Here is an 11,780-nt window from a genome sequence, read left to right as displayed (position 1 = left end):
ATACGCAAAATCAAATTAATATTTTTGAAATTCTCACCCTATTGACTTAATAACGCGTGGCGACAAAATAAAGCCAAACCCAATGATAAAAAATAGCTGTCTCGCGATATTTTCGTGACCTCAGCCCTACACTATTTTCAGGAGAAACTGTGAATAAGAGCCAACCAATCGCCACCATTACGCTGGCGGCTGCGAAAAAAATGGCGCAGGCCGTCGAGGCTAAAGCGTCTGAGATCAACGTGCCGGTGGTCTTTTCCGTGGTGGATCGCGGCGGAAACACGCTGCTGATGCAACGCATGGACGACGCGTTTGTCACCAGTTGTGATATTTCACTGAATAAAGCCTGGACCGCCTGCTGTCTGCGCCAGGGGACTCATGAAATTACCGACGCGGTACAACCGGGTGCCTCACTATATGGTTTACAGCTAACGAATCAACAGCGAATCGTTATTTTTGGCGGCGGCTTACCTGTCATATTAAACGATAAATTAATCGGTGCCGTCGGCGTAAGTGGCGGTACTGTCGAACAAGACATGTTATTAGCGAAAACCGCACTGGATTGTTTCTCTGAATTATAAATTAAATCTAAGAAGGTAAATTATGAGCTATCGTATGTTTGATTACCTGGTGCCAAATGTGAATTTCTTTGGCCCGAATGCTATTTCGGTCGTTGGCGAACGCTGCAAACTGTTGGGCGGTAAAAAAGCGCTGCTGGTGACTGATAAAGGTCTGCGAGCCATTAAGGACGGCGCGGTTGATAAAACCCTCGAACATCTGCGTGAAGCCGGTATTGACGTGGTGGTGTTTGACGGCGTCGAACCAAACCCCAAAGACACCAACGTGCGCGACGGTCTGGAAGTTTTTCGTAAGGAGCAATGCGATATTATCGTTACCGTCGGCGGTGGTAGTCCGCATGACTGCGGTAAAGGCATCGGTATCGCGGCGACGCACGAAGGCGATCTCTACAGCTATGCCGGGATTGAAACCCTGACCAATCCGCTGCCGCCGATCGTCGCGGTGAATACCACCGCCGGCACCGCCAGCGAAGTCACCCGCCACTGCGTGCTGACCAATACCAAAACCAAAGTGAAGTTTGTGATTGTCAGCTGGCGCAACCTGCCTTCAGTCTCTATTAATGACCCGCTGCTGATGCTCGGCAAACCTGCGCCACTGACCGCAGCGACCGGGATGGACGCCCTGACCCACGCTGTTGAGGCCTATATTTCAAAAGATGCCAACCCGGTTACCGACGCTGCCGCTATCCAGGCAATTCGTCTGATCGCCCGTAATTTGCGCCAGGCCGTAGCGCTGGGCAGCAACCTGAAAGCTCGCGAGAACATGGCCTATGCCTCTTTGCTGGCGGGTATGGCCTTCAACAACGCCAACCTTGGTTACGTTCACGCGATGGCGCATCAGCTTGGCGGTCTGTACGACATGCCGCACGGCGTAGCAAATGCCGTACTGCTGCCGCACGTGGCGCGCTATAACCTGATCGCTAATCCGGAGAAATTTGCCGACATTGCAGAGTTTATGGGTGAGAACACCGACGGTCTGTCCACCATGGATGCCGCCGAACTGGCGATTCACGCCATCGCTCGTCTCTCTGCCGATATCGGTATTCCGCAGCATCTGCGCGAACTGGGCGTCAAAGAAGCCGATTTCCCGTATATGGCGGAAATGGCGCTGAAAGACGGCAATGCCTTCTCCAACCCGCGTAAAGGGAACGAGAAAGAAATTGCCGGGATCTTCCGTCAGGCATTCTGATCAATAAGGGGGCGCAATGTCACTTTCATCACCGGGCGTACATCTGTTTTATCACTCACGCTGGCAGGATACGCGCGAGCTTGATGAACTATGCTGGGGGCTGGAAGAGCAAGGCGTCCCTTGCCGGACAATCTGTTGCGACGCACATGACTGCGCGCTGGCCCTCAGCAAGCTGGCGGCTAAAAGCTCAACATTACGCGTGGGTCTCGGCCTCAGCGCCAGCGGTGATATTGCCCTAACCCACGCCCAGCTACCCGAGGATCGGGCGCTGGTCCGTGGGCACATCGCCGCCGGGGCAGCAATGATCCGCATGCTCGGCGCCAATGCTGGCCAACTGGTCAAAGTGCTTCCCTTTAGCGAGATAAAATAAATGTACCGCATCTATACCCGAACCGGCGATAAAGGCACGACTGCGCTGTTTGGCGGCAGCCGTATCGACAAAGACGACATCCGCGTTAACGCCTACGGTACGGTGGATGAACTGATTTCCCAGCTTGGCGTCTGCTATGCCAGTTCGCGCCAGGCAGAATTACGCGAAGATCTGCATGCCATCCAGAAGATGCTGTTTGTACTGGGGTCGGAACTCGCCAGCGATGAGAAAGGTCTCGCCCGCTTAACGCAGGCGATTAACGCCGAGGATATTCAGGCGCTGGAGCAGCTTATTGACCGCAATATGGCGCAGAGCGGCCCCCTGAAAGAATTTGTCATTCCGGGGAAAAATCTGGCATCGGCACAGCTACACGTTGCGCGCACCCTGGCACGGCGGCTGGAGCGGATCCTCATCGCGATGGACAGAACGCTGACGTTACGCGATGAACCCAAGCGTTATATCAACCGACTGTCGGATGCGCTGTTCTCCATGGCCAGAATCGAAGAAACTACTCCAGATGTTTGCGCTTAAACTGGCTGGCGTCGATGTCGTACTGCTTCATCTTACGCCACAAGGTCGTGCGACCAATATTCAGCAGTTGCGACATCTCCTGCACGCGCCCACTGGTGACGCGGGCGGCGTGGATAATCGCCTCTTTTTCGATAGCGGTAAACGTCAGGCTGGCAGGCAGCAGGGAAGACGCGGTCTCCAGACCGGGGCGCTCGGCAAACAGATAATCAGGTAAATTACTCAGCCGGATATGGCCGTTATCGCTACTGATGGCGATGTTTTCGATAATGCTGTTCAGCTCGAAGTCATTGCCCGGCCACGAATAAGCCACCAGTTGCGCCAGCGCGTCGTCGTCGATCTTCAGGCTGGTTGAAAAGCGTTTTTTCAGGCTATTCAGTCGCGTATAAATCAGCGAGGGAATACTGTTACGCCGCGCGCGTAGCGGCGGGATAACAATCTCAAAAGAGTGCAGCGCGTAATACAGCTGGCGGCTAAAGCGGTTTTGCTCCACCAGATTAGCGAGATCAACCGTGGTGGTGGCGATCACTTTTACATCCACCGGGATCAGGCGACGGGCATCCAGGCGGGTTAATACTCCCTGCTTGATCACCTGTAACAGCGCGGATTGCAGTTCCGGCGCCAGATATTCAATTTTCTCCAGAAACAGCGTGCCGCCGTTCGCCAGCTCAAGGCGGCTCAACCGACCATTTTCATCATCGGTGGGTGCACTGCCCATAAAATCCTGCCCCAGCACGCTGTTGGCATACAGCTGACAGTTGACGGCGATATACGGCCCACTGGCGCGTTCACTTTCATTGTGAATGGCCTGGCTCAGCAGCTCTTTCCCGACGCCCTCTTCCCCGCACAGCAGGATCGGGAAACTCCCCCTTGCCGCCTGGCGACCAAAATGGATCAAGCGTCGGGTTTCTGGATCGTCCGTCGACATCTGCTCAAAGGTGTGGCTCACCTTACCGAGCTGGCTGGTCATCAGCTGACGCATTTGCTCCACCGGGTGCAGCAGCAGGATAAAGCTGTTGCCCTGCTCCTCAACAATCGGCTTCAGGGTGATGACGGCATCAACAAACTGGTGCTGACTTTCAAAAGTGACTTCGACGTGATTCAGACCGCGGGCATGTTTAATTGCCCGACGCAGCAGCATGGGCAAATTGAGCAGGTCGTGAATGTTTTTGCCCTGGCTGGCCTGCGCGTCGAGATGCAAAAGCAGCGCCGCGCGCGCATTGAGGAACTGCAACACCCCCTGCTCATTCCAGGCCATCACGCCATCATCCATGCTCTCCAGCAGCCCGTACATCTGGTTCAGATGGCGGTTGGATTCTGCCAGCAGGCTGTCGGTCAGCAATGAATTGCCGACTTCTCTGGCAATCGCCAGCGTCAGGGATAAATCAGAAACGGACTCATGTTCTACCAGACAGCACAATGAGATGGAGCCAAACAGACGTCCATGGTTATCGAACACCGGCGTCGAGCAGAACGACCACGGATGCAACGCCTGTTTAAAGTGCTGAGCGCCAGAGGTTTTTGTCGGCTGCCCCGGCATCGTCGCCAGCGACAGCGCACAACTGCCGATAATGCTTTCCGCGCAATAGCTGCCGTCGCGAAATCCAAGCTCCGCCAGCTGTTCTATCGTCTGCGGATCGCCGCAACGGCTGAGAATACAGGCTGATTCATCCAGAATCAGCAGTGCGCACGGACGACCGTCCATAAACTCCCAGGCATCTTCCAGCGCGGCCTGCGCAATCGTCAGCAGCGCCGTCTTGCGACGACAAATCGACTCAAAGGTCAGCCCTTGCGCCTGATGCGGCGCCTGCCAGGTTTCCCGCTGCATAAACTTGCTGCAACGATGCCAGGACTGGGCGAGAACCGAAGAGACTTCCTGCCCGATGCTATGCGTGTGCGCCGTCATATCCATTTCCGCTGTTTTGCCATAGACAACCCCTCCGGCAGAGACTGTCAGAGGGGGAGAAGATGCTGGGTAAATTTACCTATGCCCGATTAACGCGCCAGCCACTGCTGTCCCAGCAGGTCTGCCGTCAAAATAGCGGCATGTACGCTTTCAGGCGTCACCGGGAACGGCATATTGTGAATGGTTTCACCTTCTGCGCAGGTGGCTTTAGCCACGGCCATAATCTTGTCGTCAATGTCGTCTTTCACGCCCATTTCCGCTAACGTTACCGGCAGGCCCACTTTCTGACAGAAATTCAGCACGGTTTCGATCTCTTCCATCGGGCTGTTCTGCAGCACCAGCTGCGCCAGCGTACCAAAGGCGACTTTTTCACCGTGGTACAGATGGTGACACTCTTCCAGAATCGTAAAGCCGTTATGGATGGCATGTGCCCCCGCAAGGCCGCTGCTTTCAAAGCCGATACCGCTGAGGTAGGTGTTGGCTTCGACAATACGTTCCAGCGCATCGGTCACCACGCCAGCCTGGGCGGCTAAGCGTGCCTTTTCGCCTTCCGCCAGCAGGGTATCATAGCACAGGCGCGCCAGGCTCAGCGCCGCCACGGTGGACTGCCCGCCCGCCATGCTGGTCGCCCGAGCGTCATAACAGGCTTTCGCTTCAAACCAGGTAGAGAGCGCATCGCCCATCCCGGCCACCAGCAGACGTACCGGCGCTTTGGCAATAATTGCAGTATCCATCACCACCATATCCGGGTTTTTCGGGTAGATCAGATACTCTTCAAACTCACCCGCTTCGGTATAGATAACGGACAGCGCGCTGGTTGGCGCATCGGTAGATGCGATAGTTGGGATCACCACCACCGGCAGCTTCTGGTAATAACCAATCGCTTTGGCGGTATCTAACGTTTTCCCACCGCCAATCCCAACCACACCACGGCAACCGTGTTTTTTCAGAATGGCAATCAGGCGATTAATTTCAACATGGCTGCATTCACCGTTGAAGCGTTCCGCGTGGCAGCTAATGTCATGGCTATGCAGACCATTGAGTACCTTCTCTCCCGCCAGCTTCATGACGAAGTCGTCCGCAATCACGAAAAAGCTGTCCGCCAGATTTTTAGCGTATTGACCAAATAAGGTAGAAGCGTCAGGACCCTGGAGATATTTGGCTGGAGATTGAATAACTTTTAGCATTCCTTTCATCCTCAAATAAGTACATGTTTTTACATGGTGAGCCCTGGCGTTAACCCGTTTAGCCTGATGTTGACGGCGAAAGCGGACGTACCGGAGCGATGTAATAACTGTATGGCGAGGCGTGCACAAAAAAATCTTTCGTCATTTTGTTCTGATATGAAACAGATAAAAAAGGCACACGTTTCATATTGGAACGCTTAACCACAAAAATAATAAGGTTTGCGATCCCGATCCGTTCCTTTACCGCGAAATCACCGTCCAACACGAAGATCAATTTCCCCAATAACGCGCCATCCTGCGTAAAAACCCGCAAAAAAAGGCTGACAGCGCCGTGCAGCCTGCTCTGATCGCAGAAGAAAAAAGTCGAGCGAGTTCGCATTGTGCTGATTTTTCGCCTAATTAAGTTTCATTTCGGAACAAAAAACAGCAATCACGTTTCGTAATGAAACTCATTTTCGCGTTGTTTTTTTCCATGCTGACTTCGCCAGAATCTCTCTATCGCCTCCGCACCATGAACATGCATTCGGGGGTTTGTCTTACACTCAACCTCGAGGAGCCGTTATGTCTCAATTCTTTTTTAACCAACGCACCCAGCTTGTGAGCGACGTGATCGACGGTGCAATTATCACCAGCCCGTGGAATAACCTGGCGCGTCTGGAGAGCGATCCGGCCATTCGCGTCGTGGTTCGCCGCGACCTTAACAAAAATAACGTGGCGGTGATCTCCGGCGGCGGTTCAGGTCACGAACCTGCGCACGTTGGGTTTATCGGCAAAGGAATGCTGACCGCGGCGGTCTGCGGCGACGTGTTCGCCTCCCCGAGCGTGGATGCGGTACTGACCGCTATTCAGGCAGTGACCGGTGAGGCTGGCTGTCTGTTGATTGTGAAGAACTACACCGGTGACCGTCTTAATTTCGGTCTCGCCGCCGAGAAAGCACGACGCCTGGGCTACAACGTTGAAATGCTGATAGTCGGTGACGACATCTCCCTGCCGGATAACAAACACCCACGCGGCATTGCGGGAACCATCCTGGTGCATAAAATCGCCGGCTATTTCGCTGAACGCGGCTACAACCTCGCCACCGTCCTGCGTGAAGCGCAGTACGCAGCCAACAACACCTTCAGCCTGGGCGTCGCCCTCTCCAGCTGTCATCTGCCGCAAGAAACCGACGCCACGCCACGCCATCATCCGGGTCATGCTGAGCTGGGGATGGGCATTCACGGCGAGCCGGGGGCCTCGGTTATTGATACCCAAAACAGCGCGCAGGTGGTGAACCTGATGGTGGATAAACTGCTGACGGTCCTACCTGAAACCGGCAGAGTGGCGGTGATGATTAACAATCTTGGCGGCGTATCCGTTGCGGAAATGGCCATTATCACCCGCGAACTGGCCAGCAGTCCGCTATACCCACGCATCGACTGGCTGATTGGTCCGGCCTCGCTGGTCACCGCGCTGGATATGAAAGGATTCTCACTAACGACCATCGTGCTGGAAGAGAGCATCGAAAAAGCGCTGCTGACCGAAGTGGAAACCAGCAACTGGCCGACTCCCGTCCCACCGCGTGAAATCAGCTACGCGCCATCATCCCAGCGCAGCGCGCACGTGGAATTCCAGCCCTCTGCCAACGCGCGGGTCGCTGAAATTGTGGAGCAGGTCACCAGAACGCTTTCCAATCTGGAAGCACATCTCAACGCGCTGGATGCCAAAGTCGGCGATGGCGATACGGGTTCAACCTTTGCCGCCGGCGCGCGTGAAATTGCCAGTCTGCTGCAGCGTCAGCAGCTTCCACTGGATGACCTTGCCACGCTGTTCGCGCTGATTGGCGAACGCCTGACCGTGGTGATGGGTGGTTCCAGCGGCGTGCTGATGTCTATTTTCTTTACCGCCGCCGGGCAGAAACTGGAACAGGGAGCTAACGTTGCCGAAGCGCTGAATGCGGGTCTGGATCAGATGAAGTTCTACGGCGGCGCAGACGAAGGCGATCGCACCATGATAGATGCACTGCAACCCGCGCTGACCTCACTGCTGGCGCAGACGGACAACCTGCATGCCGCTTTTGACGCCGCGCAAGCCGGGGCCGAACGAACCTGTTTGTCGAGCAAAGCCAATGCGGGTCGCGCATCGTATCTGAGCAGCGAAAGTTTGCTGGGTAATATGGATCCCGGGGCGCATGCCGTCGCAATGGTATTTAAAGCGCTGGCGGAGAGTGAGTTGGGTTAAGTGATAAATGCCTGATGCGCTTCGCGCATCAGGCAGAACGTTAACGATAAACGCGGAGGCCACCCTCGACGCCGCGGCTAAACAGTACCTGCCAAAGCTCAATATCTCTGGCGCGGAAAGCCCCAGCGCAGGCGCATAAATAGTAATTAAACATTCTTCTGAAGGTGGCGGAGTAACGTGAAGACAGCTCCGGCCATGCCTGATTAAAACGCTCATGCCAGGCCATCAGCGTTTTATCGTAATCGCTGCCAAAGTTATGCCAGTCTTCCATTACAAAGCGTGATTCGCTGGCCTCGGCAATATGCGATATCGACGGTAAGCAACCGTTCGGGAAAATGTATTTATTGATCCACGGATCGACGCTCATACCCTTTTTGTTGCTGCCAATGGTATGCAGCAGGAACAGCCCGTCCGGTTTTAAACAACGGTCGGCGATGCTGAAATAGGTGTCGTAGTTTTTCGGCCCGACGTGTTCGAACATCCCCACGGAGACAATGCGATCGTAGTGTTTATCGAGATCACGATAATCCTGCAGCAGAATATTAACGTCCAGCCCTTCACAGCGCTGTTGCGCCATTTTCTGCTGCTCTTTAGAGATAGTGACGCCTTCTACCGCCACGCCGTAATGACGCGCTGCATATTCCGCCAGTCCGCCCCAGCCACAACCGATATCGAGTAAACGCATACCCGGTTTGAGTTGTAGCTTCTCACAAATCATTTTTAATTTGGCATTTTGCGCATCGTCTAATGTGGTCGCGTCTTTCCAGTAACCACAGGAATATTGCATATGCGGATCCAGCATCAGCGCAAAAAGATCGTTCCCAATATCATAATGTTCTTTGCCGACAATCCACGCGCGGCTCCGCGACTGCAAATTAAACAGGCGAGCGCTGGCAATGCGTAAAATATCTTTCAGGTTGCCCGGCATTTGCTGGTCGAGTTTTGCTTTGAGAATTTTACAGAACAGAATATCGAGCCGCTCGCAGTCCCACCAGCCTTCCATATAGCTTTCGCCCAGCCCTAACGAGCCTTGTTGCAGTACCCGCTTAAAGAAACCGGCATGATGAAGTTGAATGTCCCAGGCACGAGAGCCATTAATCTGGATATCCGCTTGCGAAAGCAGCTCTTTCCCCATTCGGGTCCAGTTATCATTTGTTTCATTGACGATGACAGCATCTGAACAAAGCGTGTTCATGGTATTTACCAAAGTGGGCTAAAAATCGTTACGCAAGATTATTATGGAAAACTGAATGTATGTATTATGATCTGCGGACAAGATCTATCGAATAGCGGACACATCACCGGGAGCATTGACGATTTATTTATGGAGACTCTCGCGCAAAAACAGTGGAATTCATTTCCCGATAACTCCATTACGGAGCTGCCGCAGGACGTGTACTTTCGTTCTTATGTCCTGGAAGCCAACCATCATGTTCCGCAGCATTCGCACTCTTTTATGCAGTTTCATTTCGCCCGTAAAGGCAGTATGCGAATTGATGTTGCCGGCAAATGCTGGATAATCCCGGCGCATTATGGCATCTGGATCCCCAATAATACCGAACATGCGGTCTGGGCACTGGATGATGTGCATTTAGAGAATCTGGATATTAAGCCGGGTTTTCTTGAAGAGAGCATTAATGAATGTAAAGTGGTGGCAATCAGTGATTTCGCCAGAGAGTTTATTCATTACGCCACCAATTTAATTTCGGGCCATTATGATAGCCAGTCAAAAGAGGGCAAGCTGGTTAGTGTTCTGGTCGATATTATTCTGCAGCTCCCGGAAGTCGCTTTTGTATTACCCTGGCCGCACGATCGCGAATTAACCAAAGTGTGCCGGACAATTCAGGAATCCCCGGCGCTGGAGCATTCGGTTGAATACTGGGCGCAGCATCTGGGCATGTCAGCCCGTACCTTTTCACGGCATTTCAAAAAAGAAACCGGATTGCCCTTCAGCGTCTGGAAGCAAAAAATGCGTATTCTGGAGTCCGTATTAATGCTGAAGAAAAATAAAAGCGTAACTGCCGTGGCGCTGGATGTGGGGTATTCCAGCACCGCGGCATTTAGCTACGCCTTTCGCCAGGCGTTTGGCGTACCACCGTCTAATTACTGATTAACGGCGTTGATGCCAGTAAGCCGTTGCGCGCACCAGTTGCTGATCGAACGCCGCGGTTTCAAAGCGAGCGCAGAGGTTTTTTACCACCCTGCCTTCGCCGGTAATCCAGATGAAATAATCGTCTGCGGGCACGTTCAGCCGCGATAAATGTTCGTTCACCGCCTGTTCGTCATGGCCGATAATCCACTGAATAGTAAACTCGTCGAGATGGGCAAAATAGTCCTGATACGCCGCATCCTGCACGCTTACCAGCGCCGTTACGTTCGGACGTACCGCTAAACGGCTGAGCGACTCCAGGCGTCGGCGCAGCGCGGGCATTCCTGATTCATCACACACGTAAACCTGATACGCATAATCCTCTGGCACCACCAAAGAACCGCGCGGACCACCGATCGTCAGCTTGTCACCCTCGCGAGCATTCATTGCCCATGTGCTCGCCACGCCACCGTCATGAATATAAAAATCCAGCGCCAGCTCATGGCGCGCTTCGTCATACAACGGCGTGTAGTCACGGGAGAGCGGACGCACCCCCTCGGCCCAGACAATGCCTTCATCGGTGACAACAGGCGGCACAAAATGGCTGCCCGGCTCCGGGAAAAAGACCTTGGTATGGTCATCAAAGCCGTGCGAGCTAAAACCGTCCAGCGCATCACCGCCCAGTACGATGCGCTGAAAACCCGCGCTGATACGTTCTACGCGCAGGACGGTAAGTTCACGGAAGCGCAATTCATTGCGAACGCGCTGTGGGTAGCGTGAGGTGTTTTTTGTCATTTTTTCGCCTTCGTGAAGATAATACGATATATCTAAATTTATTTTTAAATGATAATGATTACTAATCAGAAAGATTGCAAGCACTTTTTTGATATAGCCACATTGTGATTACCAGCCATCACAGACCTTATGAAAATAGATAATAATCAATAAATTAAACAATATTGAATTTGTCGACTTGCGTAAAAACAACATTTAGATATAAATTAGATATATCTAAAACACATCAGGAGACGATGATGCAAAACCATCATGAAGGTTGCTGTAAACAGACAGAGCACCAACACGAAGGCTGCTGCAAGGGTGAAGGACATCACCACGAAAGCCGCCACAGTGAGCACCATGCAGGCTGCTGCAAAGGTGAAGAGCATCGCCACGAAGGCTGTAACAAAGAACATCGCCATGAACAAGGATGCGGACACCGCCACGGTCGCGGCGGCGGTCGTCGGCAGCGCTTCTTTGGTCACGGCGAATTACGCCTGGTGATTCTGGATATCCTGACCCGCGACGCCAGCCACGGCTATGAACTGATTAAAGCGATTGAAACCCTGACTCAGGGTAACTACACCCCGAGCCCGGGCGTTATCTATCCGACGCTGGATCTGTTGCAGGATCAAGCCCTGATCGCCATCAGCGACGAGGAAGGTGGGCGTAAGCAGATTGCCATCACGACTCAAGGTCTGCAGTGGCTGGATGAGAACCGCGAACATCTGGAACATATCCACGAACGTATTAAAGCCCGCTGTGTGGGTTTTGAATTACGTAAAAACCCACAGATGAAACGCGCGCTGGAGAACTTCAAAGCTGTGCTGGACCTACGCGTCAATCATGGTGATACCAGCGAGGCGCAGATCAAAAAAATCATTGGTATTATCGATCGCGCCGCGCTGGACATTACTCAGTTAGATTAATCTGCGCAGC

12 protein-coding genes are annotated in these 11,780 nt (G+C 53.3%); 7 read left to right on the top strand and 5 right to left on the bottom strand.

Going from position 1 to position 11,780, the window contains the following annotated elements; all coding sequences use genetic code 11:
• Positions 1 to 149: 149 nt before the first annotated feature.
• The 4 genes from M4I31_RS03300 to M4I31_RS03285 are packed head-to-tail and all read left to right on the top strand — an operon-like array spanning position 150 to position 2,665.
• The gene (locus tag M4I31_RS03300; RefSeq protein ID WP_085048689.1) at positions 150 to 578 is read left to right on the top strand and encodes a heme-binding protein; all 429 of its coding nucleotides are present in this window, start codon (positions 150 to 152) and stop codon (positions 576 to 578) included.
• A gap of 22 nt (positions 579 to 600) precedes the next feature.
• Positions 601 to 1,764 (top strand): 1,3-propanediol dehydrogenase, encoded by a 1,164-nt coding sequence (gene dhaT / locus M4I31_RS03295; protein WP_038634024.1) that lies wholly within the window; start codon positions 601 to 603, stop codon positions 1,762 to 1,764.
• Between the two features lie 16 nt (positions 1,765 to 1,780).
• Positions 1,781 to 2,134 carry a glycerol dehydratase reactivase beta/small subunit family protein gene (locus M4I31_RS03290; protein WP_085048688.1) on the top strand — a complete coding sequence of 118 codons (354 nt, stop codon included), beginning with the start codon at positions 1,781 to 1,783 and terminating at the stop codon, positions 2,132 to 2,134.
• Positions 2,135 to 2,665 (top strand): cob(I)yrinic acid a,c-diamide adenosyltransferase, encoded by a 531-nt coding sequence (locus M4I31_RS03285; protein ID WP_085048687.1) that lies wholly within the window; start codon positions 2,135 to 2,137, stop codon positions 2,663 to 2,665.
• On the opposite strand, the gene dhaR is transcribed toward M4I31_RS03285, so the two are convergent.
• The 3 genes from dhaR to M4I31_RS03270 form a co-directional block, all read right to left on the bottom strand.
• Complete coding sequence (gene dhaR / locus M4I31_RS03280; protein ID WP_038642879.1) at positions 2,643 to 4,568, bottom strand: dihydroxyacetone kinase operon transcriptional regulator DhaR; 1,926 nt, start codon at positions 4,566 to 4,568, stop codon at positions 2,643 to 2,645. The genes M4I31_RS03285 and dhaR overlap by 23 nt on opposite strands.
• Before the next feature lie 89 nt (positions 4,569 to 4,657).
• Entirely contained in the window at positions 4,658 to 5,755 is a 1,098-nt protein-coding gene (locus M4I31_RS03275; protein WP_085048686.1) for a glycerol dehydrogenase, read from the bottom strand.
• A gap of 58 nt (positions 5,756 to 5,813) precedes the next feature.
• The gene (locus M4I31_RS03270) at positions 5,814 to 6,134 is read right to left on the bottom strand and encodes a hypothetical protein (RefSeq protein WP_223851221.1); all 321 of its coding nucleotides are present in this window, start codon (positions 6,132 to 6,134) and stop codon (positions 5,814 to 5,816) included.
• Between the two features lie 182 nt (positions 6,135 to 6,316).
• Between M4I31_RS03270 and M4I31_RS03265 the strand changes: the two genes are divergently transcribed.
• On the top strand, positions 6,317 to 7,975 hold the full coding sequence (locus M4I31_RS03265; RefSeq protein ID WP_085048685.1) for a glycerone kinase: 1,659 nt from the start codon (positions 6,317 to 6,319) through the stop codon (positions 7,973 to 7,975).
• 40 nt (positions 7,976 to 8,015) lie between these two features.
• On the opposite strand, the gene cfa is transcribed toward M4I31_RS03265, so the two are convergent.
• Positions 8,016 to 9,170 carry a cyclopropane fatty acyl phospholipid synthase gene (cfa, locus tag M4I31_RS03260; RefSeq protein WP_038634036.1) on the bottom strand — a complete coding sequence of 385 codons (1,155 nt, stop codon included), beginning with the start codon at positions 9,168 to 9,170 and terminating at the stop codon, positions 8,016 to 8,018.
• Between the two features lie 66 nt (positions 9,171 to 9,236).
• Between cfa and M4I31_RS03255 the strand changes: the two genes are divergently transcribed.
• Positions 9,237 to 10,085, top strand: a complete 849-nt coding sequence (locus tag M4I31_RS03255) for an AraC family transcriptional regulator (protein WP_038634037.1) — start codon at positions 9,237 to 9,239, stop codon at positions 10,083 to 10,085.
• Here M4I31_RS03255 and M4I31_RS03250 read toward each other — a convergent pair whose 3' ends face one another.
• Entirely contained in the window at positions 10,086 to 10,859 is a 774-nt protein-coding gene (locus M4I31_RS03250; RefSeq protein WP_085048684.1) for a siderophore-interacting protein, read from the bottom strand.
• 236 nt (positions 10,860 to 11,095) lie between these two features.
• Here M4I31_RS03250 and M4I31_RS03245 point away from each other — a divergent pair, with 236 nt between their 5' ends.
• Positions 11,096 to 11,770, top strand: coding sequence for a PadR family transcriptional regulator (locus M4I31_RS03245; protein WP_161959069.1), 675 nt, complete (start codon positions 11,096 to 11,098; stop codon positions 11,768 to 11,770).
• Positions 11,771 to 11,780: the final 10 nt, after the last annotated feature.

This window comes from Citrobacter sp. XT1-2-2 (assembly GCF_023516235.1).
In the GTDB taxonomy this organism is placed as follows: domain Bacteria; phylum Pseudomonadota; class Gammaproteobacteria; order Enterobacterales; family Enterobacteriaceae; genus Citrobacter; species Citrobacter werkmanii.
The sequence above is the reverse complement of the archived record's forward strand: the minus strand, read 5'-3'. Positions and strand labels throughout refer to the sequence as shown.

Coding starts and splice junctions, on each gene's coding strand:
- dhaT (WP_038634024.1), top strand. CDS start 601: ATGAGCTATCGTATGTTTGATTACCTGGTGCCAAATGTGAATTTCTTT.
- M4I31_RS03290 (WP_085048688.1), top strand. CDS start 1,781: ATGTCACTTTCATCACCGGGCGTACATCTGTTTTATCACTCACGCTGG.
- M4I31_RS03285 (WP_085048687.1), top strand. CDS start 2,135: ATGTACCGCATCTATACCCGAACCGGCGATAAAGGCACGACTGCGCTG.
- dhaR (WP_038642879.1), bottom strand. CDS start 4,568: ATGACGGCGCACACGCATAGCATCGGGCAGGAAGTCTCTTCGGTTCTC.
- M4I31_RS03275 (WP_085048686.1), bottom strand. CDS start 5,755: ATGCTAAAAGTTATTCAATCTCCAGCCAAATATCTCCAGGGTCCTGAC.
- M4I31_RS03270 (WP_223851221.1), bottom strand. CDS start 6,134: ATGCGAACTCGCTCGACTTTTTTCTTCTGCGATCAGAGCAGGCTGCAC.
- M4I31_RS03265 (WP_085048685.1), top strand. CDS start 6,317: ATGTCTCAATTCTTTTTTAACCAACGCACCCAGCTTGTGAGCGACGTG.
- cfa (WP_038634036.1), bottom strand. CDS start 9,170: ATGAACACGCTTTGTTCAGATGCTGTCATCGTCAATGAAACAAATGAT.
- M4I31_RS03255 (WP_038634037.1), top strand. CDS start 9,237: ATGATCTGCGGACAAGATCTATCGAATAGCGGACACATCACCGGGAGC.
- M4I31_RS03250 (WP_085048684.1), bottom strand. CDS start 10,859: ATGACAAAAAACACCTCACGCTACCCACAGCGCGTTCGCAATGAATTG.
- M4I31_RS03245 (WP_161959069.1), top strand. CDS start 11,096: ATGATGCAAAACCATCATGAAGGTTGCTGTAAACAGACAGAGCACCAA.